Source organism: Sulfitobacter sp. TCYB15 (assembly GCF_040435955.1).
Lineage (GTDB): Bacteria > Pseudomonadota > Alphaproteobacteria > Rhodobacterales > Rhodobacteraceae > Sulfitobacter > Sulfitobacter pontiacus.
This window is the reverse complement of the sequence record NZ_CP159193.1, coordinates 2,343,539-2,367,542: the sequence shown is the minus strand read 5'-3', so window position 1 is coordinate 2,367,542 and position 24,004 is coordinate 2,343,539. Positions and strand designations below refer to the sequence as shown.

Sequence of the window (24,004 nt, the reverse complement as noted above, 5' to 3'; positions counted from 1 at the left end):
ATGGGCACACAGGCCGTCCCGTTATCCTCCCTTGGTCTGACCGCGAAAGGGGGGGGCAACCCGCCCATTACAGGTATCAGCGTCGACAGCCGTCAGGTCCAGCCCGGCACCCTGTTCGCCGCCATGCCCGGCAGCAAGGTCCATGGGGCCGAGTTTATCCAATATGCGCTGCGCATGGGCGCGGTGGCGGTGTTGACCGACGCCGAGGGGGCCACGCTGGCCGCTAACGCGCTGGCACAGGCTGACGCGGCCCTTGTCGTCACCGATGCCCCCCGCGAGGCGCTGTCGCGCGCGGCAGCCTTATGGTACGGCGCGCAGCCGCAGACGATGATTGCCGTCACCGGCACCAATGGCAAAACCTCTGTCAGCACCTTTGTGCGGCAAATCTGGATCGAGATGGGGGTGGCGGCTGTCAACCTTGGCACCACTGGCGTCGAAGGCGCATGGACCGCACCGCTGGCGCATACCACGCCCGAGCCCATCACCCTGCACCGCACCCTTGCCGAGGCCTCTGCCAACGGTATCACCCATGCCGCGATGGAGGCGTCAAGCCACGGGCTGGACCAGCGGCGGCTGGATGGCGTGACGCTCAAGGCGGCGGGGTTCACGAATTTTACCCAAGACCATCTCGACTACCACGAGACCTTCGACGCCTATTTCGACGCCAAGGCCGGACTGTTCTCGCGGGTGCTGCCCGAGGACGGCACGGCGGTGATCAATATCGATGATCCCAAGGGGGTCGATATTGTCGCCATCGCACGCGCCCGCGGCTGCGAGGTGATCACCGTGGGGCGCGACGGCGGCGATCTGCATCTGACCGGCCAGCGCTTTGATGCGACGGGGCAGGACCTGCGGTTCAGCTATCGTGGCAAGACCTACCAGAAACGTCTGAACCTCATTGGCGGGTTTCAGGCGGACAACGTGTTGCTCGCGGCGGGGCTGGTGATTGCCTGCGGGGCGGACCCCGCCCATGTGTTCGACACGCTGCCTCATCTGACCACCGTGCGCGGCCGCATGCAGCTTGCCGCCACACGGGACAATGGCGGGGCGGTGTTTGTGGATTACGCCCATACCCCCGACGCCATTGCCACCGCGCTGCAAGCGATGCGCCCCCATGTCATGGGCCGGCTGGTCGCTATCGTGGGCGCAGGCGGTGACCGTGACCGCGCCAAACGCCCGCTGATGGGACAGGCGGCGGCGGCCCATGCGGATCTGGTGTTCGTGACCGATGACAACCCGCGCTCCGAAGATCCGGCGACCATCCGTGCCGCCGTCATGGAGGGCGCGCCAGAAGCGACCGAGGTGGGCGACCGTGCCGAGGCGATCCTGCGGGGCATCGACGCCATCGGCACGGGCGACGCGCTGCTGATCGCGGGCAAGGGCCATGAAACCGGACAGACCATCGGTGACGATGTGCTACCCTTTGATGATGTGGAACAGGCCAGCGTCGCCGTCGCGGCGCTGGATGGGAGATTGGCATGAGCTTGTGGACAGCAAAAGAGGCCGAAAGCGCCACCGGTGGCCGCGCCATCGGGGACTGGGCCTGTGACGGCGTGTCGATTGATACCCGTACCCTTGCACCGGGGGATCTGTTCGTCGCGCTGAAAGACGTGCGCGACGGGCATGATTTTGTCGCCATGGCGCTGGAAAAAGGGGCGGGGGCTGCGCTGGTCACCCATGTCCCCGAGGGCGTGGCCGAGGATGCTCCGCTGCTGATCGTCGAGGATGTGCTCAAGGGCCTTGAGGCGCTTGGTGCCGCCGCGCGGGCCCGAACGCAGGCCAAGGTCGTCGCGGTGACGGGCAGCGTCGGCAAGACCTCGACCAAGGAAATGCTGCTTGCGATCTTTGCCGACCAGGGGCGGGCGCATGCCTCTGTCGACAGCTATAACAACCACTGGGGGGTGCCGCTGACGCTGGCGCGGATGCCTGCGGATACAGAATATGCCGTGATCGAGATCGGCATGAACCACCCCGGAGAGATCTCTCCGCTGGCGCAGATGGCCAAGCCGGATGTCGCGATGGTCACCACCGTCGCCGCCGTGCATCTGGAAGCCTTTGCCAATGTCGCGGAAATCGCGGTCGAGAAAGCCGCCGTTTTTGATGGGCTGCAACCGGGGGGCGTGGCGGTGATCAACGCTGACATCGAACACGCCGCGATCCTGATGGCCAAGGCCGTGGATCGCCGTCTGCGCGAGGTCGAATTTGGCGAGCATGGCTATCAGTACAAACTGCTGGACGTGCAGGTGCAGGGCGACACCACCGTCGTGCGCGCCGACGCGGACGGCACACCACTGCTGTTCAAGATCGGGACGCCGGGGCGGCATTTCGCGATGAACGCCTTGGGGGCCTTGGCCTCTGCACAAGCCATGGGCGCGGATCTGGCGCTGGCTGCTGCCTCCTTGGGACGCTGGACACCGTATAAGGGGCGCGGCGTGCGAGAGGTTATCCATCTCGACGTGGTCGACACCCATCTGACGTTGAACCTGATTGATGACAGCTATAACGCGAACCCCACGTCGATGGCCGCCGCCCTAGAGGTGCTGGCCGCTGCCGAGGTGACCCATGATATCGGCCGCGTCAGCAAGGGGCGGCGCATCGCCTATCTGGGCGACATGAAGGAACTGGGACCGGACGAGATCGCCCTGCACGCAGGGCTCGCGCATCTCGACGCCACCAAAAAGCTGGATGTGATCCACTGTGTTGGCCCGCTGATGAAGTCGCTCTATGACCTGCTGCCGGCGCATCAACGCGGGGAATGGGCCGAAACTGCCGCCGACCTGCTGCCCGCGCTTTCGTCGCATCTGGACAGTGGCGATGTTGTGCTCGCCAAAGGCTCCTTGTCCATGAAACTGGGGCTGATCGTTGACGCGATCCGCAAAATGGGCCATCCGGTCCCGAATGAACGACAGGGCTAAGCCCACAAGATTTTGAGTTAGGACGCGTACGATGCTCTATTGGTTGACCCTCCTGTCAGATGGCGGCGATTTCTTTAACCTTTTCCGCTACATCACCTTCCGCGCCGGTGGGGCCTTCCTGACAGCGCTGGTGTTTGGCTTTCTGTTCGGCAAGCCGCTGATCGCCGTGCTGCGCAAGCGGCAGGGTAAGGGCCAACCGATCCGGGATGACGGTCCCGAGGGGCATTTTGTCAAGGCGGGGACGCCGACCATGGGTGGGCTGCTGATTGTGGGGGCCTTGCTGACCTCTACCCTGCTGTGGGCGCGGCTGGACAACCCGTTTGTCTGGATGGTGCTGCTGGTAACAATGGCATTTGCCGCCATCGGGTTTGCCGATGACTACGCCAAGGTCAGCAAGCAAACGACCGCTGGTGTTTCCAGCAGAATGCGTCTGTTGCTGGGCTTTATCATCGCGGGCAGCGCGGCCTATTGGGCGGCGCAGTTCCACCCCGCAGAGCTGCAGAACCAACTGGCGCTGCCCGTGTTCAAGAACACGCTGATCAACCTTGGGTATCTGTTCGTGCCCTTCTCGATCATCGTGATCGTGGGGGCGGCGAATGCGGTGAACCTGACGGACGGGCTGGACGGGCTGGCGATCATGCCCGTGATGATCGCCGCCGGGGCGCTTGGCGTGATCGCCTATGCCGTCGGCCGCGTCGATTTCACCGAATATCTGGACGTGCACTATGTGCCGGGGACGGGCGAGATTCTGGTCTTTACCGCCGGTATCTTTGGCGGTGGCCTGGGCTTTTTGTGGTATAACGCGCCCCCCGCCGCGGTCTTTATGGGCGACACCGGATCGCTGGCCCTTGGCGGGGCCTTGGGGGCCATCGCGGTTGCCACCAAGCACGAATTGGTGCTGGCCATCGTTGGCGGCCTGTTTGTGGTCGAGGCGCTGTCGGTGATCATTCAGGTGCTCTATTTCAAACGCACGGGCAAACGGGTCTTCCTGATGGCACCGATCCACCACCATTATGAAAAGAAAGGCTGGGCCGAGCCGCAGATCGTCATCCGCTTCTGGATCATCTCTTTGATCCTCGCGATGATCGGGCTGGCGACGCTGAAGGTCCGCTGAGCCGTTTATCAAAGCGGAAAGAAACAAGAGGGCGCGCTGCAGGGATGTGGCGCGCTTTTTTTATGGCGGACGGGGGCCAGCCCCCGCGCGGCCAAGGGGCCGCGTCCCCCGGAGTTTATTTGGCAAAATGAAGGGCGGCGGAGGCTGGACGCGGGTGGCGTCAGAAGATCGACCAGCCCATTTCGCGCGCGAGGCGAGCCATGGCCTGGGTGCCTTTCTTCGAGTTGCCATAGCGGTTCAGGCCAGGGGACCAGACGGCGATGCTGGCGCGGCCGGGGACGATGGCAAGGATACCGCCGCCCACACCGGATTTCGCCGGAAGCCCTACGCGGTAGGCAAAATCGCCCGACCCATCATAATGCCCGCAGGTGAGCATCAGCGCATTGAGGCGCCGGATGCGGGGCGGCAGGATCATGCGGGGCAGCTTGTCGGTTTCGATCAGGAACCGTCCGGCCATGGCCAGTTGCCGCGCGGACATGTCGATGGCGCAGTGGTGAAAATAAGTGCCGAGCGTCTTCTCCGGCGGGTTGTTCAGGTTTCCGCAGGAGGCCAGAAAATGCGCCAAGGCAAAGTTGCGGTGGCCATGGGCGGTTTCAGAGGCCGCGACGGTTTCGTTGATGTGGATGTCGTCGTCACTGGCAGCGGCGCGCACGAATTGCAGGATTTCGGCAAGGGTCTCGCGCGGTTCGCGGCCCGTGAGCACCTCGTCCGTGGTGACAATGGCACCGGCGTTGATGAACGGATTGCGCGGGCGGCCCTGTTCGGCCTCAAGCTGCACGATGGAATTGAACGCACGCCCCGATGGCTCGCGGCCCACGCGCTTCCACAGCTGGTCGCCTGACCGTCCAAGGGCGATGGCAAGGGTGAAGACCTTGGTGATGGATTGCACGGAAAACGGCGTATCGGCATCCCCGGCAGTAAAGACCTCGCCGTCCGCGGTGGTGATCGCGATACCGAATTGTGCAGGATCGACAGAGGCCAGCTGCGGGATATAGGCTGCCACGTCTCCCCAGTCATCCGTGGCGCGCATGTCGGCGTTGAGCTGGGCTAAAATCTCTGGCAGATGGGGCATAAGGGGCTCCGAAAGTTTCAGGGTCATCGCTAACAGGAGAGCAGGCATGATACCAGTTCAAGGTTTGACCGGCGCAAAGGTCGCCATTCTGGGGCTCGGGCGGTCGGGGCTATCTGCGGCCCGTGCGCTGGCCGCCGGGGGCGCTGTGCCTATCTGTTGGGATGACAACCCCGCCGCCCGCGCCGCCGCGCAGGCCGAAGGGTTCGATTGTGCGGATCTGGGCAAAGCCGGCGTCTTTGATGATATCACGCGGCTGATCGTATCGCCCGGCATCCCGCATCTTTATCCGGCACCGAACCCGGTGATCGTCGCCGCGCAGGACGCAGGTGTGCCGGTGGACAATGACATCGGTCTGTTCTTTCAAAGCTTCGCGACGCTGGCCTGGGATAATTTTGAGGTGGTGCCCAAGATCATCGCGATCACCGGGTCGAACGGGAAATCCACCACCTCGGCGTTGGTGCATCACATTCTCAAACACGCAGGCCGCCCGACGCAGCTGGCGGGAAACATCGGTCGCGGCGTGCTGGACATAGAGCCTGCCATTGACGGCGAGGTCGTGGTGCTGGAGCTGTCTAGCTACCAGACCGATCTGGCGCGCAATCTGACGCCGGATGTCGCCGTCTTCACCAACCTTAGCCCCGATCATCTGGATCGCCATGCGGGCATGGGCGGCTATTTCGCGGCCAAACGGCGGCTCTTTGCTGAAGGCGGGCCGGATCGTGCCGTCATTGGCGTGGATGAACCCGAAGGGCGTTTTCTGGCGGGACAGCTCAGCGAAGGGGCGGCCGACGACCGGGTGATCCGCGTGTCGGTGGACCGCAAGCTTACAGGTCTTGGTTGGCAGGTCTTCGCGCGCAAAGGCTTCTTGTCGGAATATCGCGGCGGCAAGCAGATCGGGTCCATCGATCTGCGCAGCATTACCGGCTTGCCCGGCGCGCATAACCACCAGAACGCCTGTGCCGCCTATGCCGCCTGTCGCACACTGGGGTTCGCGCCCAAGATCATCGAAGCGGCGTTCCATTCCTTTGGCGGCCTGCCGCACCGCAGCCAGACCGTGGGCGAGGCGGGCGGCGTGCGCTTCGTCAATGACAGCAAGGCGACCAATGTGGACAGCGCGGTCAAGGCACTGGCGGCGTTCAGGAACATCCGCTGGATCTGCGGCGGGCTTGAGAAAGATGGCGGTTTGGGCAGTTTGTCAGAACCGCTGGAGACAGTGCGCAAAGCCTATGTGATCGGGCGCGAGGCGGCGCAGTTCGCCATGAAACTGGGGGTCGAGGCCGAGGTCTGTGGCACGATGGATGTCGCGGTCGCGCGCGCGGTCGAGGACGCCGAGGCGGGGGACGTCGTTCTGCTGGCCCCTGCGGCGGCGAGCTTTGACCAATACGACAGTTTCGAGCGCCGCGGAGAGGACTTTGTCGCGCAGGTCCAGAAGCATCTGACGGACACGTAACTGCGTTTATGGGGAAGGAGCGCCGAATGGGTAATGATTGCGGTGTTTCGGTCTGCTCCGGTCCAGATTGTGGCGCGTGACTGATTGTTTGATCGGGGTCATCGGATAATTGATGGCTTGTTCGGGGATGCAGATTTCGAGGCCGTCTATCGAAGAAAAAGGTCTTGATCCTAATCGTCTGCGGCCGAGAACCGACGAGATTTACTTGCGGCGTATCGGGCGTGCGCGACAAGAGGCTCGGCGTTCTTTCGAGGGACGACCTATGGGTTGGCCTCGGGGATGAAAACCTTGACGGTTGATGAAATTGGAACGCCGTTCACCGACCACGCGCTGTGATCATTTGCGTTCAATGTCACTCTGACTTCATTCTCGCCAGGCACCAGTGAGGTGCCCGACAGATGATACCAGTTGGAGTAGACCCGCGCTATTTTCGAGCCATTCACATAGATATGGGCATGGCCTTCGTTGTCTTTCGGTGCGTGATTGATCGCTGCGGGTGTGAACTTGAAATGAACGGGCAGTATCTGAACATTATACCCGCCCATCACGTCCGGAAATACCAGATGCGTGACGCTTGGCTGTGGCAGTTCGGCAGAGACGTCGCGCGGAGGATGCCGGTGCGCTGGCACCGCGCCGGGCGCGCTAGCCATATCCATCGTTGCCTTGCCGATGTCAGGTGACATGGGGGCGCGCGACATCGGAAAAAGCGTCATGACTACGACAGCCATCGACGCCCCGATTATGGCATAGGCGAGTTTTTCCACCAGATCCGGTCTTTACTGGCCAGGTGCGGGCATAGCTGCGCGCAGGTCGTCTTCGCTGACGCCAAGTGCCTGAGCCGCCGCGGCAAAGTCCGGCGGGCGCGTGTCACCAAGTGCCCCGACCAACTCAGCCTCTGTGATGCCCAGTTGATCGGCAACTGCGGCAAAATCCGGTGCGGCACCACCGCCACCGGGGCCATTGTTCGCGGCCACGTCGACCTCACCATGGTAGCAGTCGATCATATAGGGCGCTTCATCTGCCGTGAGGTGGTAGTGGTAAATCCCTTCCGGGAATTCAGGTGTCGGGCCGGAGTGGCCGCTGCACGCATCCAGATCGTCATTCACCACGACAATGCCACCGACATCATTGTTGCCATAGACAGGAAAGCCGTCGGCCAAAACACCGATCATCCGCGAATGTTGCCCGGCCTGCGCCGCGGCCTCGGCAATACAAACAGGGATGCCATGATAGTGGTAATTCGTCCCGTCCACGAGCGTGTGCCCGTTGCAGTTGTCCAGAAATGCCACGTGATCATGAACAACCTGATCGTCAATCGCAACGACGGAGCGGTCGGGGTTCTCATAGTCGTTGAAAATCTGTGCGCCGCTCAAGGCCACGCCAATTCTCCCCAGCGAGGTGTCCGTTGATGTATCCGAATAGACCGGCTGCGTTGTGATTGTCGCGTCGATCTCGGTCTCTTTGAAGTAGTCGGCAGAGTTCTGCACATCAAAGAATTCCAGTGGCTTGTCGGCAAAGGGTTGATCGTTGGGATCGCTTGGAATCAGATATTGTTCCGCGAAACCGTGGTCCGGGATGCCGTTGGATTGGAAGCGGAAGGTTTTTGCGTCAGCATCGACCGTGATCTTGACATGATCTGCCCAATTTGCCGCTTGAACGACCGCCGCAGTGTCATTCGACTGTTTCACATTCTGAGCCGATGAAGGCGAATAGATTAGGGATGCGGCGGCCAGCACAACCGATGCGGCGGCTGTCCCATAGAGAGTTTTCTTGGACATGATTTTCTGATCTCCCATGAGATGTCGGTATCTATACTTCCAACTTCGGGTCGAGGCGCTGCCAAGCCGAAGCTAGGTCTTAAACGGACGCGTGCCAACTTTCCGTCGTTTTTATTCAACAGAAATATAGAGAAATATAGCGCCCTAGAATTTTTCGAGCGCTGCCGTATCGACGTCAAATCTTGGCGATACTTCGGATAGCGGCCTTGGCAATCTGGTCGAACATCGCACGATCGTCGGAGGATGACGCAACGATCATGCCGCCTTCCAGCGCCGCGACGATGAGGCAGGACGTGTCCTCGGGGTTTTCGACGCCATTGCGTTGGAACAGGTCAAGCAGCCACATCCTGTTCATTTTGAAGAATGCCTTTGTTTTCTGGTTAACATTCTTGGGCAGCCCGATCGCTTCTGCGCCCATGATCGCGCAAAGGCAGATGGTTTCGTCCAAGACCAGCGCTTGAGAGTAAAGCGCGACGTAGCTGTCCAACGCCGTTTGCAAGCTGGCCGTATCGATCTGTTCAAGGTGCTCTTTGAACTGGCTGGTGTAGCGATCCACCAAAGCTTCGCCCAGATCGGGTTTGGTCGGAAAGTGATAGTGAACGCTTGCGCTTTTGATGCCGACATCGCTTGCCAGGTCGCGAAAGCTCATCGCCGAGAAACCGGCACCGCGGACACGCTTTTCAGCGGCGTCGAGGATTTTGTCTTTCATTGTCTGCGGCATTTGGGGCTCCTGTCTATCATGTGGTAGATAGGTGTTGACAGCGAGGAGGGCAATATCTAGCTGGAAGCCTATCAACTGATAGGTAGCTATGTAGCGCCGCTGCGCGCTGAACCGGAAGGATGTACCATGGACCTGAACGCAAATTTTGATGAACGCGCTGTTGTGCATTCGGACAGCCAGCCGTGGGTCGCATCTCCGATGAAAGGCGTGGACCGGCGGATGCTGGACCGGATCGGGGATGAGGTCGCGCGGGCGACGACCATCGTCCGCTATGCGCCGGGCAGCGCGTTTTCGGCGCATACCCATACGGGCGGCGAAGAATTTCTGGTGCTTGAGGGCGTGTTTCAGGATGAACACGGTGACTTTCCGGTCGGCACATATGTGCGCAACCCGCCGACGTCTTCGCACACCCCAAGCTCTGCCGAGGGGGCGGTGATTTTCGTCAAGCTGTGGCAGTTCGACATGGATGACCGTCAGCAGATCACCATAGACACCACCACCCAGACCCCGCAGCCGGTGCGTGCGGGTGTTTCAGAAATCCCGCTGTTCGCGGATGCGCACGAACGGGTGCGGATCGAGCTTTGGGAGCCCAACGTGGCAGTGACACAGGCCGGCCACAGCGGGTTCGAAGCCCTTGTGGTCGAAGGAAGCTTTATCGAAGGGGATGAGGTCTTCGGGGTCAATTCCTGGCTGCGCCTACCGCCCCACACGCCGCTGAGCGCCGTTTCCGGGCCCGAGGGCGCGCGGCTTTGGGTCAAATCCGGCCATCTTGCGGAAACGCCAACAGCCCCGAATGTCGGGGGCTGAGATGGCAGACCCACTTGCAATCATTGGCGGGGCGGGTGCCGGTCTTGCTAACCGCGCCCTGCACAGAATGGACCCCGCACGGATGATGAAACCAGCCGATATTGCCCGCACCTATCTGGCGCTGGCGGATCAACCTCGGTCCGCCTGGACGCATGAGTTGGACCTCAGGCCGATGGGAGAGGCGTTCTGATGCAGACCGATGTTCTGATTGTGGGCGGCGGCCTGTCGGGTCTTGCGCTTGCCGACCATCTGGCCCGCCAACGCCGCGATTTCTTGCTGGTTGAAGCGCAGGACCGCCTTGGCGGGCGCATCCTTACACAGGAGTTTTCGGGCGGTGCCTTCGACCTTGGGCCTGCGTGGTTCTGGCCGGGCCAGCCGCGCATGGCAGCTCTCGCGGAACGTTTTCAGATCCCGGTGTTCGGGCAGTTTTCAACTGGTGACTTGGTCTATCAAGAGCAAAACGGCACCGTGCAGCGCGGGCGCGGCTATGCCTCTATGGAGGGGGCCTACCGCTTGGCCGGTGGGATCGGCTCTGTGGTCGATGCTTTGGCCAAAGGGTTGGATCCGGCGAAGATCGTGACCAGCACGCGACTGACGTCGGTCGACCATTCGGCGGGCAACATCACGGCGCAGGTTGATCAAAACGGCACAGCGCAGATCATCAAGGCCAACTGGATCGTGATGGCCATGCCGCCTCGGGTCATTGCCGATACCGTCTCCTTTGACCCCGCGCTGGATGCGGCCCAAACGCAGGCTTTGCAAAACCTGCCGACCTGGATGGCTGGTCAGGCCAAGATCGTCGCGGTTTACGATCAGCCTCATTGGCGACATGCCGGGCTGTCCGGCGACGCCATGAGCCAGCAGGGGCCGATGGTCGAAATCCACGATGCTTCGCCAAGGCTGGGCGGTCCCTATGCGCTCTTCGGTTTTGTCGGGGTTCCTGCGGATGCGCGTGTCCAGCACAAAGATGAGATGATGCGCCTTGCGGTGACGCAGCTTACGGCGCTGTTCGGTCCGGAAATGGCCAACCCGATGCACCTTGTTTTGCAAGACTGGGCGACCATTCCCCACATCGCGCGCCCACAGGATCGACAGCCGGTCCGAAGCCACCCCCGCTATGGTTTGCCGTCCAACCTGCATGCCCTGTCAGCACGCGGGATGATATTTGCGTCGACCGAAACCGCCCCGGAATTCGGAGGCTTTCTGGAGGGCGCATTAGAGGCGGCCGAACATGCGGCAAGCACGCTGGCGCTGCACGACCCCATGCAGACCTGATCACAACCCGCCCGCATGACTTTGGGCATTCAATAGAAAAATGAAAACACGCCGCGCCAAGCCAATCCAACGGGCATGGTGGCCATACGGATGACATATAATGACTCGGACAATAGACCGGACTGAAACCGCCGGGTTCCGCCGCAACCTGACGGTGCTGATCCTCGCCCAATCTTTAGGGGCTGCCAGCGGACCGATTGTGATCTCGCTGGGGGGATTGGTTGGTCAGGATCTCGCGACTGACCCTGCTTTGGCGACCCTGCCGGTCAGCATCTATAATCTTGGGCTTGCCCTTGGAACGGTGCCTGCCGCTTGGATCATGCGACAATACGGGCGGCGCAGCGGTTATCTTCTGGGCGCGATGATCGGCGTGTTGTCGGGATTGGTCGCCGCTGGTGCGATATCCTTTGGGGCGTTCATATTCTTCTGTTTGGGAACGTTTCTGGCGGGGCTCTATGCGTCCTATGTACAGTCTTACCGTTTCGCAGCTGCCGACGGGCGCGAAGGGGCAGACAGGGGGCGCGCCATTTCATGGGTCATGGTCGGCGGGCTGATCGCTGCCATTATCGGCCCGCAACTGGTCATTGCCACGCGCGACGCTGTGCCGGGCGTGCCCTTTGCGGGCAGTTTCCTGAGCCAAGCGGCGCTGGCGCTCATCGCGTTTTTTGTTCTGACCCGGTTAAGGGGCCGCCAACCCGCAGCGACAGCCCAAACGTCTTCCGATGACGGGGGGCGCACCGTGCTCCAACTTCTGGCGTCGCCTAAATACATGCTTGGGGTCGCCGCTGGCGTGGTGTCTTACGGGCTTATGTCATTTATCATGACGGCCGCACCGCTGGCGATGGTCGGGTGCGGGCATTCGATTGACCACGCAGCCTGGGGTATTCAGTGGCATGTGCTGGCGATGTTCGCGCCAAGCCTTGTGACGGGCAAGCTGATCGCCCGGTTCGGCAAGGAAAAGGTCACCGCCGCTGGCCTGATCATCATCGGCATTTCAGGTGCTGTTGCGCTGACCGGTCTGGATCTGAGGCATTTCTTTATCTCTCTCATCCTGCTTGGGATCGGGTGGAACTTTGGCTTCATCGGAGCGACTGCGATGGTAGCTGCCGCGCATACAGAGGCCGAGCGCGGGCGTGCCCAAGGACTTAATGATTTCGCCGTCTTCGGCACAGTCGCGGCGCTTTCGTTCTTTTCCGGCGCGTTGATGCAGGCGTCGGGATGGCATCTCATCAATCTCTTGATGTTTCCCTTTATCGCCATCGTGCTTGCGCCATTGGTCTGGCAAGCGGCGCGACGCTTATAGGGCGGTGCCAATATTGTCTCAAAAACTGCAACGTACCGCCAACCTCAAGGAAGAACTTAACATGCCTGCGTCACAAGTTCTTATAACTGCGACGCTTGTTGGGGTTGGCGGCACGTTGATTGTCGACGCTGTTAAAGGGCTTGCGGCACGGCCCTGGGCAAAAATGCCAACGCATAGCTTTGGCCTTTCATTGCTGTGCTCGCACGGCATTCATTGCATCAAAACATCCCGTTGTCGTTGTTACTCTGTACAGGCATTTCCTGAAGCACGTCCCAATGCTCGACGATCTTGCCTTGATCATCGAGACGGAAAATGTCCATCCCTGCATAATCGGGACCGTTGGGCCATAGCTGATGGCAGTGCAGGATCACATGATTGCCGTCCACGAATGACCGCTTGACCTCGACATGTTTGCCCGGATGCTCGCGGGCCATCCGTTCGAAATAGTCAACGAAGGCCGCCTTGCCGTCCGCCACATGGGGATTGTGCTGAATGTACTGCGCTCCGGCGTAGCGCGCTATGGCGTCGGCGGGGCGGCAATCATTGAACATCATTTCGTAAAAGGCGATGACGTTGGCCTTGTCGGTTTCTGGGTCACGCATGGTCTTCCTTTCTGAATTTACCGATAGTGTGGCGCATGTCTGCATTGGGGAAGCTGCATTGCGGGGTCGCTTCCATGCTGTCGATGACAGCTTTGGGTCGTTGGTGTCGGGCTAGGGGCGCTGCCCCCGCCGCCTATGGCGGCTCCCCCGGGATTTAGGGCCATTTGGAAGCTATTCCTTCTGTGCGATATCTGCGGCGCAGGCCATGGCGGAGGACCAGGCCCATTGGAAGTTATAGCCGCCCAGCCATCCGGTCACGTCGACGGCCTCGCCAATGAAGTAGAGACCGGGGCGTGTCTTGGCCTCCAGTGTTTTGGAGGACAGCGCGTCGGTGTCGATCCCGCCGAGGGTGACTTCGGCGGTGCGGTAGCCTTCGGTGCCAGAAGGGGTCATCACCCAATGCGACAGCGTGTCGATCAGGGTGCCGAGTTTTGCATCCGACCAATCGGCGAGGTTGCCGCCAAGGTCCATGATCCCCGACAGATGATCCACCAGCCGCGCGGGCAGGTGGTGGGAAAGCTCTGTCGTCAGGTTGCGGCGGCCATAGGTCTGGCGTTGGCTACGTAGCTTGGTCAGCAGATCACTGTCTGGCAGCAGGTTCACCGTGATCGGCGCGCCTTCGGTCCAGTAGCTTGAAGCTTGCAGCACGGCAGGGCCCGAGAGGCCACGGTGGGTGAACAGCAAGGCTTCGTCAAAGGAGGGGCCTTGAGCAGTCACCCGCGCGGGCGTTGCGGTGCCCGATATGGGCGCGAAACGGGCGTCGGTAAAGGTGAAGGGCACCAGCCCCGCCCGTATGTCGGTGACGGGGATGCCCATCTGCGCGGCGATCTCATAGGCGCGCCCCGTCGCCCCCATCTTGGGGATGGATTTCCCGCCAGAGGCAACGACAAAGTTGCGCGTGGTGATCGGCGTGGTGCCGTCGGGCGTGTGCAAGGTCATGCTATATCCGGCATCACGCGCGGCGATATCGGTCAGCGTGCTGTGCAGCCGCAGGTCAACACCGGCTTTTTGCATCAGGCCGCGCAGCAAGGCGACGATCTCTTTGGCGGAAGTGTCGCAGAAGAGCTGGCCGAGGGTCTTTTCGTGCCACGCGATCCCATGCGCGTCTACCAGTTCGATGAAATCCCACTGCGTATAACGTGCCAGCGCCGATTTGGCGAAATGGGGGTTGGCGCAGATGAAGGCATCGGGCGTGCAGTGCATATTGGTGAAATTGCAGCGCCCGCCGCCCGAAATGCGGATTTTCTCGCCCGGTGCTTTGGCGTGATCCACGACCAGCACCGATCCGCCCACGTGGGCCGCGCACATCATGCCTGCGGCCCCTGCGCCTAAAATTACCGTGTCATATTGCATGGCCCCGCCATAGCCCCCGCCACGCAAGCCGGTCAAGTGGCCGTGAGCGGGGTGGTAACCCGGCGCATGAAGACTAATTCCGTGAGAGACGAAGCAATTAAAGGAGAGACCCGATGAACGTATTGGACGCAGGTAACGCATTCCCGAAACTGACCGTGGCAGAGCTGCAAGGCGGCATGCTGACCCTTGGCACCCCGCGGGGCGATCATGACTGGCAGCTGGTGGTCGTCTATCGCGGTCTGCATTGCCCGATCTGCAAAAAGTACCTGTCGACGCTGGACGGGCTGGTCGCGGATTTCAACAAGGCAGGTGTGGACGTTGTTGCCGTGTCGGGTGACCCGAAAGACAAGGCGCGCGAGATGGCGCAAGAGCAGGATCTATCCCTAACCATCGGCTATGACATGAGCATCGCACAGATGCGCGAACTGGGGCTCTATGTCTCTGACCCGCGCAGCCCGCAAGAAACCGATCAGCCTTTCGCAGAGCCCGGCGTTTTCGTGGTGAATGGCGACGGCAATATCCAGATCCTCGACATCTCGAACGCGCCCTTCGCGCGGCCTGATCTGGAGGGGCTGCTGAACGGGATCAAGTTTGTGCGTGACAACGACTATCCGATCCGCGGCACGCACGCAGGGGCATAGGCAGCTTTGCGCGGGGCTGATTAAAACAGACTAGCCCCGCGTGACCTTTCGCGCTACACTGCAAGATAGACCCCGAAAAGGGGCGGAACGAGGCAGTGTAAGGCAGGTCCCATGACAGAAATGGTCTATGGCGCGGTTCCCGTTCGGGATGGCGAACCGATTCTTCCCAAATGGTGGCGTACGATCGACAAATGGGCGATGTCCTGCATCCTCCTGCTGTTTGCCGTGGGCATGTTGCTGGGGCTGGCGGCCTCCCCGCCGTTGGCCGCGAAAAACGGCTTTGACTCTTTTCACTATGTGCAGCGACAGGCTATTTTCGGTGTGCTTGCCGTGATTGCCATGGTGCTAACATCGATGATGACGCCGGTGATGGTGCGGCGTCTGGCGATTGTCGGCTTTCTGGTGTCCTTTGTGGCGCTGGCCTTGCTGCCGTTCTTTGGCACCGACTTTGGCAAAGGTGCTGTGCGCTGGTATTCCATGGGCTTTGCGTCCTTCCAGCCGTCAGAGTTCCTCAAGCCCGGTTTTGTCGTTGTTGCGGCGTGGATGATGGCGGCCGCGCTCGAGATCAACGGCCCTCCGGGCAAAACGTGGTCCTTTGCGCTGTGTATTTCCATCGTCCTGATGCTGGCGTTGCAGCCCGACTTTGGTCAGGCCTGTCTGGTCCTGTTCGGCTGGGGGGTCATGTATTTCGTCGCCGGTGCGCCGCTGGTGCTGCTGGTGGGCATGGCCGGGCTGGTCGTCTTGGCGGGGACATTTGCCTATTCCAACTCTGAACACTTTGCCCGGCGGATTGATGGGTTCCTGTCGCCCGACATCGATCCGCGCACGCAGCTTGGCTATGCCACCGATGCGATCCGCGAAGGCGGTCTGTTCGGGGTCGGCGTGGGCGAGGGGCAGGTGAAATGGTCGCTGCCCGATGCGCATACCGATTTCATCATCGCCGTTGCTGCCGAAGAATACGGCCTGATCCTCGTGATGTGTGTGATCGCGCTTTACGCCGTGATCGTGGTGCGGTCGCTGCTGCGTCTGGTGCGCGAGCGGGATCCCTTTATCCGTCTGGCGGGCACCGGGCTGGCCTGCATGTTCGGCGTGCAGGCGATGATCAACATGGGCGTGGCTGTGCGGCTGCTGCCCGCAAAGGGTATGACGCTGCCTTTTGTCAGCTACGGCGGGTCGTCGGTGATTGCCTCTGGCATCGCCGTGGGCATGTTGCTGGCGTTTACCCGGACCCGACCACAGGGCCAGATCTCTGATCTATTGGGCCGGAGCCGTGCCCGATGACGGCGCCGCTGCTGGTCATCGCCGCAGGAGGGACAGGCGGGCATATGTTTCCCGCCCAAGCGCTTGCCGAAGTCATGCTGGCGCGGGGCTGGCGGGTAAAGCTGTCCACCGACGCGCGGGGGGCGCGCTATACCGGCGGTTTCCCCGAGGCGGTCGAGATTCAGCAGGTCAGCAGCGCCACTTTCGCGCGCGGCGGTCTGGTGGCCAAGGCCATCGCGCCGTTTCGTATTCTGGGCGGTGTGCTTGGCGGCATTTTCGGTATGCTGCGCGACAAGCCCGATGTGGTTGTCGGCTTTGGCGGGTATCCGTCGATCCCCGCGCTGACAGCGGCCTGGGTGCTGCGCAAGCCCCGGATGATCCACGAACAAAACGGCGTGCTCGGTCGGGTCAATGATCTGTTTTCGAAACATGTCGATGCCGTGGCTTGCGGCACATGGCCGACCACATTGCCCGATGGTGTCAGCGCCGAACACACCGGCAATCCGGTGCGTGCCGCGGTGTTGGAGCGTGCGGGCGCGGGCTATATCGCGCCGGGTGACTACCCGATGGAGCTGTTGGTGATGGGCGGCAGCCAGGGCGCGCGCATCTTGAGCGAGGTGATCCCCCCCGCCATCGCCGATCTGCCGATGGAGCTGCTGCGCAATATCCGCGTCAGCCATCAGGCGCGGGACGAGGACGGCCAGCGGGTCGCTACCTTTTACGCCGAAAACGGGATCAATGCCGATGTGCAACCGTTTTTCCATGACGTGCCGCGGCGCATGTCCGAAGCCCAACTGGTGATCAGCCGCGCTGGCGCGTCCAGCGTTGCCGATATCTCTATCATCGGGCGGCCCTCGATCCTGATCCCCTTTGCGGCGGCGACGGGCGATCATCAGACAGCCAATGCCCGTGGATTGGTGGACGCCGGTGCCGCGATCATGGTGCCCGAAAACATGGCCAACCCTGACAGTCTGCGGGCTCAGATCGAAATGGTGCTGACCCACGCAGAGGGCGCGCAGCAGATGGCGCGCGCCGCCCTGTCTGTCGCCAAGCCGGACGCCGCAGAAGAGCTCGCCCAGATGGTGGAAACCCTGGCAACCGAAGGAAAGAAACGATGAACGCAGCCACGAAACTCCCCACCGATGTGGGCCCGATCCATTTCGTGGGTATTGGCGGTATCGGCATGTCCGGCATTGCTGAAGTGTTGTTGAACCACGGCTACCGCGTGCAGGGGTCGGACCTGAAATCGACCAAGATCACTGACCGTCTGGTGGACCTTGGCGCGACGGTGTTCGAAGGGCAGGAGGCCGCGAATATCGAAGGGGCCGCGGTTGTCGTGATCTCTTCGGCGATCAAGCCGGGCAACCCTGAACTGGATGCCGCACGGGTGGCGGGCCTTCCTATCGTGCGCCGCGCCGAGATGCTGGCAGAGCTGATGCGCCTGAAATCCAACATCGCGGTGGCCGGAACACACGGCAAGACCACCACAACGACGATGGTGGCCGAACTGCTGGTCAACGGCGGGATCGATCCGACGGTTGTGAACGGTGGGATCATCCATGCTTACGGGTCGAACGCACGGATGGGGCAGGGCGAGTGGATGGTGGTCGAGGCGGATGAATCCGACGGCACCTTCAACCGTCTGCCCGCGACCATTGCCATCGTGACCAATATCGACCCCGAGCATATGGAGCATTGGGGCGACTTCGATACCCTGCGCAAAGGGTTTCTGGATTTCGTCTCGAATATTCCTTTCTACGGGCTGGCGGTCTGCTGCATTGACCACCCCGAGGTGCAGGCTTTGGTCGGCAAGATCACCGACCGCCGTGTCATGACCTATGGCTTCAACACCCAGGCCGACGTGCGGGCAGTCAACCTGCACTACAAGGCGGGCGTGGCGCATTTCGATATCATGTTCCAGACCGAAGGCATCACGATCAAGGATTGCAGCCTGCCGATGCCCGGGGATCACAACGTGTCAAACGCGATGGCGGCGGTCGCCGTGTCGCGCCACCTTGGCATGAAAACCGAAGAAATCCGTGCCGCGCTTGCCGGGTTCGGCGGCGTGAACCGTCGCTTTACCAAAGTGGGCGAAGTGGATGGCGTGACGATCATCGACGACTACGGTCACCACCCGGTCGAGATTACCGCCGTGCTGAAAGCCGCACGTCAGGCCACCGAAGGGCGCGTGATCGCGGTCCACCAGCCCCACCGCTACAGCCGTTTGCACCACCATTTCGAGGAATTTTGCGCCTGTTTCAACGATGCCGATGTTGTTGGCATCGCCGAGGTCTATGCCGCGGGTGAGGCCCCGATCGAGGGCGCAGGGCGCGATGATCTGGTCGCAGGGTTGATCCGTCATGGTCACCGCCACGCCCGCGCCGTCCAAAGCGAGGATGATCTGGCGCGGCTGGTCCGCGAACAGGCAGGGCCGGGGGATATGGTTGTCTGCCTTGGGGCAGGGACAATCAGCACCTGGGCCAACGCCTTGCCTGCCGCGCTTGAATCCTTGAAGAAGGAAGCCGTCTGAATGGCGCGGACCCCATCATACGGGGGCCGGTCATGACCTTGCTTTGGGCTTGCATCCTGTGGGTCTTTTGCTCGGCCACGGTGGCGACGCTGCCCATGCGTCTGCAATATATTCCCGGTGTGATCCTGCTGATTGTCGCACCGGTGCTGATCATCCTGATCGGTCTTCAGGTGGGCTGGCTCTATAGCCTGCTTGCTCTTGCTGCCTTTGTGTCCATGTTCCGCAATCCCTTGCGCTTTTTGCTGGCCAAGCTGCGCGGACAAAACCCGGAGGTTCCAAAATGAGTATATCACTGGTTCTTGCCTGTTTTTGGGCGGTCGTTGCCAATGTGTTGGCCATGACGCCCAGTTCTGACCAGCATTGGCGCAGCGCCTATGTGCTGATTGCCGTCGGCATACCCGTCCTGGGGTTTGTCACAATGCAGCATGGCCCTTGGGTCGGGATGCTGGTGTTCGCGGGCGGGTGTTCGGTGTTGCGCTGGCCGGTGATCTATCTGATGCGCTGGCTGCGCGGCGCCGCTGTGCGGAATGCCGCAAAGTGAACCTGACGCTGGTGATCCTGATCAGCATCCTCGTGGTGTGGATGCTTGCCGCGGGCTGGTGCGGTCTGATGCGCCGGTATGGCGGCTTTGTGCTGGTCCTGCTGGCGGGGCTCGCGCTGAACTGGGCGTGGATGATCTGGGGCCTTGGCGCGAAACCGCTGGAGCGTCCGGTGTTCATGGCGCAAGCCGCTGCCACGGGCTATGCGGTTTGCGCGTTTCTTGCAGGATGGCTGGCCGGACGTATCACGCGCGAGCTGCGGGCGAACCGACCTGATTGATTGGGCGGTTTATGGCGCGCTTCGGGCACATCTGGAAAATTGACCTCCCTCCCAAAGCGGGCTAGGCGATGGGCATGACAGATATTTCCTTTCCCGACATGCGCGGTAAGCTGACGCAAAACCGAGCCTTGGCTGATCTGACCTGGCTGCGCGTGGGCGGCCCTGCTGACTATTTCTACCAGCCTGCCGATGCCGATGATCTGGCGGCTTTCATGAAGGCGCTGCCCGCCGATGTCGTGGTCATGCCGATGGGGGTCGGGTCGAATGTGATCGTGCGCGACGGCGGCTTGCGCGCTATGGTGATCCGGCTGGGGCGCGGGTTCAACACCATCAGTTGCGAAGACGGAATCGTCACCGCAGGTGCCGCGGCGCTGGACGCCCATGTCGCGCGCAAGGCAGCGGATGCGGGGCTGGACCTGACCTTCCTGCGCACAATCCCGGGTAGCATTGGCGGCGCGGTACGGATGAATGCGGGCTGCTATGGTGCCTATACTGCTGATTATTTCATCAGCGCAGACGCGATCACCCGCACAGGCGAAAAGGTCACGCTTGGGCCGGACGATCTGCAATTTGCCTATCGCCAGACCGCTTTGCCAGAGGGATATGTCATCACCGCTGCCCGTTTCGCGCCCCCCAAAGGCGAGGCGCAAGCGCTGCACGCGCGGATGGAGGACCAGCTGCGCAAACGTGACGAAACCCAACCCACCAAGGAACGCAGCGCGGGGTCGACGTTCCGCAATCCGGCGGGGTTTTCCAGCACGGGGCAGGCGGATGACCGCCACGATCTGAAGGCGTGGAAGGTCATTGACGACGCCGGTTTGCGCGGTGCCACCTTGGGTGGCGCGCAGATGAGCCCGAAACACCCCAACTTCCTGATCAATACGGGTTCCGCGACGGCAGCAGACCTTGAAGCATTGGGTGAAATGGTGCGAAAAAAGGTTTACGATTCCAGCGGGATTACGCTAGAGTGGGAAATTATGCGGATCGGCGAAAAATAAACGTTCGAGCGTCATGATTTAGGGCCGACAAAAGGCCCGGAACAGAATGAATAAGGGTCGCAACAGGCCCGTTTAAAAAGGCAGATTGAGTGGGATTGTCGAGCAGGACACCCCCGAGAGTTGCAGTATTGTTGGGTGGCCCCTCGGCGGAACGCGAGGTGTCTCTGTCAACAGGGCGCGCCTGCGCAGCGGCTTTGCGGGACCGGAGTTTCGAAGTCATCGAGGTCGATTGCAGCCCCGACCTTTGTGCCGATCTGGGCGCTGCTCAACCCGATGTCGTTCTGAATTGTTTACATGGCCGCTGGGGCGAAGACGGCTGCGTTCAGGGCTTGCTGGAATGGATGGGCCTGCCCTACACACACTCCGGCGTGCTGGCCTCTGCCCTTGCGATGGACAAACAGCGCAGCAAGGAAGTTTTTCGTGCCGCGGGTTTGCCTGTCGTGGAAAGCTTGATCGTATCGGCGGCGACGGTGCGGGGATCCCATGTGATGGACCCGCCCTATGTGGTCAAGCCGAACAACGAAGGGTCATCCGTCGGTGTTTACCTTGTCGAGATTGAAAACAACGGCCCGCCACAGTTGGATGATGCCATGCCTGCCGAGGTCATGGTCGAGAAATTCATCCCCGGTCGCGAACTGACCACCACCGTGATGGGCGAACGTGCGCTGACTGTGACCGACATCCACACGACGGGCTGGTATGATTACGACGCCAAATACAAGGCGGGCGGGTCGACCCATGTGGTCCCTGCCGATATCCCGCACGAGATTTTTGAGCTCTGCATGGATTACGCCCTGCGGGCGCATAACGCGCTTGGCTGTCGCGGTGTCAGCCGCACGGATTTTCGTTGGGATGAAAGCAAGGGGGCAGCGGGGCTGTTCCTGCTGGAAACCAACACCCAGCCCGGCATGACCCCCACGTCGCTGTCGCCCGAACAGGCGCAGGCGGTTGGCATTTCCTTTGGCGAGCTCTGCGCCTGGATGGTCGAGGACGCGTCATGCAATCGTTGATCAAACGCGTCAAACCCGCCAAGCCGGCCAAGGCAGATCCCGCACCGTCACGTTGGGCGTGGCGCATGCAGCGTTTGATGCTGACGCCGACGTTCCGTTTCGGGCTGCGCGTCGGGGTGCCGTTCTGCTTGGCGTTGGCAGCGGGGACAATCTATCTGTCGGACGAAGCAAGGCGCGGCCAGTTGGCCGATGTCTATGCCAATGCCCGCACCAGCATCCAGCAGCGCCCCGAATTCATGGTCAAGCTGATGGCGATTGATGGTGTCGAAGGCGTTTTGGCCGCCGACGTGCGTGCTGCTGTGCCTGTCGAATTTCCAACCAGTTCCTTTGATCTTGATCTGCCTGCATTGCGGCAGGCGATCACCGATCTTCCCGGCGTCAAGCAGGCGTCGCTGCGGGTGAAGCCGGGCGGCGTGTTGCAGGTGTCGGTACAGCCACGGGTGCCGGTCGCCGTTTGGCGCAGCCAGGACGGGCTGCTGCTGATCGACGCCGAGGGAAGCCCCATCGGCCAGCTTGCATCGCGAGGCGATCGCACGGACCTGCCCCTTGTGGTAGGCGAGGCGGCGAACCAGCGCGTGAGCGAAGCGCTTGAATTGATCCGCACGGCGGCTCCGTTGGGGGAGCGGTTGCGCGGTTTGGTACGCATGGGAGAGCGGCGATGGGACGTCGTTCTTGACCGTGAACAGCGTATCTTGCTGCCCGAAACCCAGGCCGTTCAGGCGCTGGAGCGGGTGATCGCGCTGGAAGGCGCACAGGATGTGCTGGCCCGCGACGTCGCGCGGGTAGACATGCGGTTGGCCCAACGGCCCACCGTGCAAATGAACAAGGACGCCACACAAGAATTGTGGCGCATCAGGCAGATTTCGGGACAGTGAAAAGATGATGGACCTATACGATAGTCAGCGATCCATGCGCCACATGCGTAAGCTTGCGATGCAACGCGGCGTGGTGGCTATTCTGGATGTGGGCACGTCAAAGATCGCCTGCCTGGTGCTGCGGTTTGACGGCACGGGCCGCGTCTCTGAGGAGGGCGAGATCGGATCGCTTGCGGGGCAATCCGGTTTTCGTGTGATCGGGGCTGCGACCACACGGTCGCGCGGGGTCCGCTTTGGCGAGATCTGCGCCATGCAGGAAACCGAACGCGCTGTGCGTACCGCGCTGCAGGCGGCGCAGAAAATGGCGAACATCCGTGTGGATCACGTGATCGCCTGTTTCTCGGGGGCTGAACCGCGCAGCTACGGTCTGGATGCGGCGCTGGATCTGGAAGGGCAGGTCGTGTCCGAGCAGGATGTCGCGCAGGTTCTGGCCAATTGCGACGTGCCCGAATACGGCGAGGGCCGTGAAGTGCTGCATGCCCAGCCGGTGAACTTTGCGCTGGATAACCGGTCGGGCCTGTCCGATCCGCGCGGTCAATTGGGTAATACCCTGTCGGTCGATATGCATATGCTGACCGTGGACGCGGCGGCGGTTCAACACCTTGCCCATTGCATCAAACGCTGTGACCTCGAACTGGCGGGCGTTGCGTCTTCGGCCTATGTTTCGGGGATTTCGTCGCTGGTCGAGGACGAGCAGGAACTTGGCGCCGCCTGTATTGATCTTGGCGGCGGGTCGACCTCTGTTTCGATCTTCATTCGCAAACACATGATCTATGCCGACAGCGTGCGCATGGGCGGGGATCACATCACCTCTGACATCTCTATGGGGTTGCAGGTGCCGACGGCCAATGCTGAACGGATCAAGACCTTCTATGGCGGGGTGCATGCGACAGGCATGGACGACCGCGAGATGATTGATATCGGTGGCGACACCGGTGATTACGAGCACGACCGTCGCACCGTGAGCCGCGCCGAGCTGATCGGCATCATGCGCCCCCGTGTCGAAGAAATTCTGGAAGAAGTCCGCGCCCGTCTGGATGCCGCGGGCTTTGACCACCTGCCAAGCCAGCAGATCGTGCTGACCGGCGGCGGCAGTCAGATTCCTGGCCTTGATGGTCTGGCAAGCAAGATTTTGGGCCAACAGGTCCGTTTGGGCCGCCCGCTGCGCGTGCATGGCCTGCCACAAGCCGCAACCGGTCCGGGTTTCGCCTCTGCCGTAGGGTTGGCGCTTTTCGCCGCGCACCCGCAAGACGAGTGGTGGGACTTTGACATTCCCGCCGACCGCTACCCATCCCGGTCGTTGAAGCGCGCTGTCAAGTGGTTCCGCGACAACTGGTAACCCCCAGATGCGGTGCGCGCGTCGAAATCATGAGAAAACCGGCAAAAAAACGCCCATATAATGTGTCAAAACCGTGTTTTCTAGGTGACGCATGGGCGTTCTCCCTATACAATAAGGGGGATTGCACAAAAAATGCTCCGTA

Annotated in this window: 25 protein-coding genes; 19 read left to right on the top strand and 6 right to left on the bottom strand. The window is 61.5% G+C overall.

The genetic code is table 11. The features are described from left to right. The 3 genes from ABM428_RS11335 to mraY are packed head-to-tail and all read left to right on the top strand — an operon-like array spanning position 1 to position 4,029. Entirely contained in the window at positions 1 to 1,482 is a 1,482-nt protein-coding gene (locus ABM428_RS11335; protein ID WP_132997326.1) for a UDP-N-acetylmuramoyl-L-alanyl-D-glutamate--2,6-diaminopimelate ligase, read from the top strand. After that, the gene (murF, locus tag ABM428_RS11330) at positions 1,479 to 2,915 is read left to right on the top strand and encodes a UDP-N-acetylmuramoyl-tripeptide--D-alanyl-D-alanine ligase (RefSeq protein ID WP_353627951.1); all 1,437 of its coding nucleotides are present in this window, start codon (positions 1,479 to 1,481) and stop codon (positions 2,913 to 2,915) included. The genes ABM428_RS11335 and murF overlap by 4 nt, the downstream gene beginning before the upstream one ends. A 31-nt stretch (positions 2,916 to 2,946) precedes the next feature. After that, positions 2,947 to 4,029 carry a phospho-N-acetylmuramoyl-pentapeptide-transferase gene (mraY, locus tag ABM428_RS11325; protein ID WP_005854153.1) on the top strand — a complete coding sequence of 361 codons (1,083 nt, stop codon included), beginning with the start codon at positions 2,947 to 2,949 and terminating at the stop codon, positions 4,027 to 4,029. A 160-nt stretch (positions 4,030 to 4,189) separates the two neighbouring features. On the opposite strand, the gene ABM428_RS11320 is transcribed toward mraY, so the two are convergent. Further along, positions 4,190 to 5,101, bottom strand: coding sequence for a glutaminase (locus ABM428_RS11320; protein WP_289091200.1), 912 nt, complete (start codon positions 5,099 to 5,101; stop codon positions 4,190 to 4,192). A gap of 46 nt (positions 5,102 to 5,147) precedes the next feature. Here ABM428_RS11320 and murD point away from each other — a divergent pair, with 46 nt between their 5' ends. Continuing rightward, entirely contained in the window at positions 5,148 to 6,551 is a 1,404-nt protein-coding gene (murD, locus tag ABM428_RS11315; protein WP_353627950.1) for a UDP-N-acetylmuramoyl-L-alanine--D-glutamate ligase, read from the top strand. A 260-nt stretch (positions 6,552 to 6,811) separates the two neighbouring features. Here murD and ABM428_RS11310 read toward each other — a convergent pair whose 3' ends face one another. The 3 genes from ABM428_RS11310 to ABM428_RS11300 all read right to left on the bottom strand — a co-directional run bounded on the left by ABM428_RS11310 (position 6,812) and on the right by ABM428_RS11300 (position 9,050). Continuing rightward, entirely contained in the window at positions 6,812 to 7,315 is a 504-nt protein-coding gene (locus ABM428_RS11310; protein ID WP_353627949.1) for a hypothetical protein, read from the bottom strand. A 12-nt stretch (positions 7,316 to 7,327) separates the two neighbouring features. Next, on the bottom strand, positions 7,328 to 8,329 hold the full coding sequence (locus tag ABM428_RS11305; RefSeq protein ID WP_240790818.1) for a YHYH protein: 1,002 nt from the start codon (positions 8,327 to 8,329) through the stop codon (positions 7,328 to 7,330). 175 nt (positions 8,330 to 8,504) lie between these two features. Beyond that, positions 8,505 to 9,050 (bottom strand): TetR/AcrR family transcriptional regulator, encoded by a 546-nt coding sequence (locus ABM428_RS11300; RefSeq protein WP_132997321.1) that lies wholly within the window; start codon positions 9,048 to 9,050, stop codon positions 8,505 to 8,507. Between the two features lie 126 nt (positions 9,051 to 9,176). Between ABM428_RS11300 and ABM428_RS11295 the strand changes: the two genes are divergently transcribed. From ABM428_RS11295 to ABM428_RS11280, 4 genes are all read left to right on the top strand, one after another. After that, complete coding sequence (locus ABM428_RS11295; RefSeq protein ID WP_132997320.1) at positions 9,177 to 9,857, top strand: cupin domain-containing protein; 681 nt, start codon at positions 9,177 to 9,179, stop codon at positions 9,855 to 9,857. A 1-nt stretch (position 9,858) separates the two neighbouring features. After that, the gene (locus ABM428_RS11290) at positions 9,859 to 10,047 is read left to right on the top strand and encodes a hypothetical protein (protein WP_353627948.1); all 189 of its coding nucleotides are present in this window, start codon (positions 9,859 to 9,861) and stop codon (positions 10,045 to 10,047) included. Then, the gene (locus ABM428_RS11285) at positions 10,047 to 11,132 is read left to right on the top strand and encodes an FAD-dependent oxidoreductase (protein ID WP_353627947.1); all 1,086 of its coding nucleotides are present in this window, start codon (positions 10,047 to 10,049) and stop codon (positions 11,130 to 11,132) included. The genes ABM428_RS11290 and ABM428_RS11285 overlap by 1 nt, the downstream gene beginning before the upstream one ends. Before the next feature lie 100 nt (positions 11,133 to 11,232). Then, a complete protein-coding gene (locus ABM428_RS11280) occupies positions 11,233 to 12,435 on the top strand; it encodes an MFS transporter (RefSeq protein ID WP_353627946.1) in 1,203 nt (400 codons plus the stop codon). 218 nt (positions 12,436 to 12,653) lie between these two features. Here the strand turns inward: ABM428_RS11280 and ABM428_RS11275 are convergent, their stop codons facing one another. Together ABM428_RS11275 and ABM428_RS11270 are read right to left on the bottom strand one after the other, a co-directional pair. After that, positions 12,654 to 13,037 carry a nuclear transport factor 2 family protein gene (locus ABM428_RS11275; protein ID WP_037964042.1) on the bottom strand — a complete coding sequence of 128 codons (384 nt, stop codon included), beginning with the start codon at positions 13,035 to 13,037 and terminating at the stop codon, positions 12,654 to 12,656. Between the two features lie 171 nt (positions 13,038 to 13,208). Further along, a complete protein-coding gene (locus ABM428_RS11270) occupies positions 13,209 to 14,390 on the bottom strand; it encodes an NAD(P)/FAD-dependent oxidoreductase (RefSeq protein ID WP_353628351.1) in 1,182 nt (393 codons plus the stop codon). Between the two features lie 113 nt (positions 14,391 to 14,503). Here ABM428_RS11270 and ABM428_RS11265 point away from each other — a divergent pair, with 113 nt between their 5' ends. The 11 genes from ABM428_RS11265 to ftsA all read left to right on the top strand — a co-directional run bounded on the left by ABM428_RS11265 (position 14,504) and on the right by ftsA (position 23,862). Further along, positions 14,504 to 15,031, top strand: a complete 528-nt coding sequence (locus ABM428_RS11265; RefSeq protein WP_005854133.1) for a redoxin domain-containing protein — start codon at positions 14,504 to 14,506, stop codon at positions 15,029 to 15,031. Positions 15,032 to 15,142: 111 nt separating this feature from the next. Next, positions 15,143 to 16,312, top strand: a complete 1,170-nt coding sequence (ftsW, locus tag ABM428_RS11260; protein ID WP_353627945.1) for a putative lipid II flippase FtsW — start codon at positions 15,143 to 15,145, stop codon at positions 16,310 to 16,312. Further along, positions 16,309 to 17,409 (top strand): glycosyltransferase, encoded by a 1,101-nt coding sequence (locus ABM428_RS11255; protein ID WP_132997314.1) that lies wholly within the window; start codon positions 16,309 to 16,311, stop codon positions 17,407 to 17,409. The genes ftsW and ABM428_RS11255 overlap by 4 nt, the downstream gene beginning before the upstream one ends. Next, complete coding sequence (gene murC, locus ABM428_RS11250) at positions 17,406 to 18,821, top strand: UDP-N-acetylmuramate--L-alanine ligase (RefSeq protein ID WP_074634492.1); 1,416 nt, start codon at positions 17,406 to 17,408, stop codon at positions 18,819 to 18,821. The genes ABM428_RS11255 and murC overlap by 4 nt, the downstream gene beginning before the upstream one ends. 32 nt (positions 18,822 to 18,853) lie before the next feature. Then, complete coding sequence (locus ABM428_RS11245; RefSeq protein WP_289082251.1) at positions 18,854 to 19,105, top strand: DUF2484 family protein; 252 nt, start codon at positions 18,854 to 18,856, stop codon at positions 19,103 to 19,105. Beyond that, the gene (locus ABM428_RS11240) at positions 19,102 to 19,362 is read left to right on the top strand and encodes a DUF2484 family protein (protein WP_037944515.1); all 261 of its coding nucleotides are present in this window, start codon (positions 19,102 to 19,104) and stop codon (positions 19,360 to 19,362) included. The genes ABM428_RS11245 and ABM428_RS11240 overlap by 4 nt, the downstream gene beginning before the upstream one ends. Further along, entirely contained in the window at positions 19,359 to 19,640 is a 282-nt protein-coding gene (locus ABM428_RS11235) for a hypothetical protein (protein ID WP_009824920.1), read from the top strand. Before ABM428_RS11240 ends, ABM428_RS11235 begins: the two co-directional genes overlap by 4 nt. A 68-nt stretch (positions 19,641 to 19,708) precedes the next feature. After that, positions 19,709 to 20,638 (top strand): UDP-N-acetylmuramate dehydrogenase, encoded by a 930-nt coding sequence (murB, locus tag ABM428_RS11230; protein WP_373276846.1) that lies wholly within the window; start codon positions 19,709 to 19,711, stop codon positions 20,636 to 20,638. Between the two features lie 89 nt (positions 20,639 to 20,727). Beyond that, positions 20,728 to 21,648 (top strand): D-alanine--D-alanine ligase, encoded by a 921-nt coding sequence (locus tag ABM428_RS11225; protein ID WP_353627943.1) that lies wholly within the window; start codon positions 20,728 to 20,730, stop codon positions 21,646 to 21,648. Next, positions 21,636 to 22,523: a cell division protein FtsQ/DivIB gene (locus ABM428_RS11220; protein ID WP_005854115.1), complete on the top strand. Its 888-nt coding sequence runs from the start codon at positions 21,636 to 21,638 to the stop codon at positions 22,521 to 22,523. Before ABM428_RS11225 ends, ABM428_RS11220 begins: the two co-directional genes overlap by 13 nt. A 4-nt stretch (positions 22,524 to 22,527) precedes the next feature. After that, positions 22,528 to 23,862, top strand: a complete 1,335-nt coding sequence (gene ftsA / locus ABM428_RS11215; protein ID WP_037944512.1) for a cell division protein FtsA — start codon at positions 22,528 to 22,530, stop codon at positions 23,860 to 23,862. The last annotated feature ends 142 nt before the right edge of the window (positions 23,863 to 24,004 follow it).